The sequence below is a fragment of the Shewanella sp. SG41-4 genome (genome assembly GCF_014164505.1).
In the GTDB taxonomy this organism is placed as follows: Bacteria; Pseudomonadota; Gammaproteobacteria; order Enterobacterales; family Shewanellaceae; genus Shewanella.
The window spans coordinates 1-1,091 of sequence record NZ_JACJFI010000665.1 but is presented as its reverse complement, the minus strand read 5'-3'; the positions used below and the strand labels follow the sequence as shown (position 1 = coordinate 1,091).

At 40.0% G+C, this 1,091-nt stretch carries 1 protein-coding gene and 1 pseudogene; both read left to right on the top strand.

The window, feature by feature from the left end; all coding sequences use genetic code 11:
- Nucleotides 1–111 precede the first annotated feature (111 nt).
- A complete protein-coding gene (locus tag H5202_RS23120; protein WP_182774068.1) occupies nt 112–498 on the top strand; it encodes a hypothetical protein in 387 nt (128 codons plus the stop codon).
- Nucleotides 499–771: 273 nt separating this feature from the next.
- Nucleotides 772–1,091, top strand: a pseudogene (locus H5202_RS23115) (IS66 family transposase); the annotation flags it as partial.

Here is a 1,091-nt window from a genome sequence, read left to right as displayed (position 1 = left end):
TTTCCGTCATCTCTTTACGGAATTACCCAAGCGTGCACCATTAGATGATATGACTGATTTGCTGCCGTGGAATGTTGATTTAGGTGAAGCAGAATAAGCTTCACCAGTTCATTGACCGCTTACGTAAATAACGCCATTCAGCGTATTGCGGATGAAGGTATAGGTGAAAACTTAGTTTGGTCTTGCCCTAACTGTCTATCTGATACTTTTGTTGTACTCGATGGAATTGATACATGTTACGTATGTACTTACACTGAAACTGTCACAGACTGCCCGCACTGTGATGAGCTGTTCTTTGAGGATAAATTAGAGTCTATCGACCAATATTTCGATGTTGATTACTGTGAAGGGCGATCATACTTTTACAATTCTTATGGTTATGAAAAGACAAGTGCTTGCCCTGAATGTGCTCAACGAATAGCGCAAGATATTCAACGGCAGCGAGAATATGAAGCGATGCAAGATGAAGAATACTATCACCGATTAAGTGAAGCGTAAAAAATGCCCAAGAGTCGTCATTTTCTGGCTCGTTAGTGCCCCAAAGTTTGACAGAACCAAAGCACTATTTAACAGTGCTTACCTTCGTTTTCCATACAAAAGCTAATTGATATTGCCCTTAAACAAAGATCAATATTTACTGGCTAGATTGCTTAATCTAATGAGTTGATTTTATATACAGTTATATCGCGTTTTGGCTTAATTTAAATCAAACAACCCAATAAGTAAGTCTAAGGTAGTAAGCTGTTCCTGCTTAGCTTGAAATAATACTTTTTGAGCATCATTCTCTTGCTGCAACTGCAAGCAAAAGAGCGTGCACAATCAGAAGAAATTGCTGAGCTTAAAACGACAGTTCAGCTGCTGATTGAACAACTCAATCTCAGCAAATCAAAACGTTTTTCATCACAAAGTGAAAAGGTAGCCAAAGGCACGTTTAACGAAGCTGAGCAGCAACATGCGTTGCCCAAAGTAAATAAGAGCAAGGCTAAAACAGGCAGAAAACCATTACCTGAAGCGCTTGAGCGTGAAGTTTATCTGCACGAACTCAGTGCCCCTTGTTGTGAATGTTGCCAAACACCCCTTCATGAATGCGG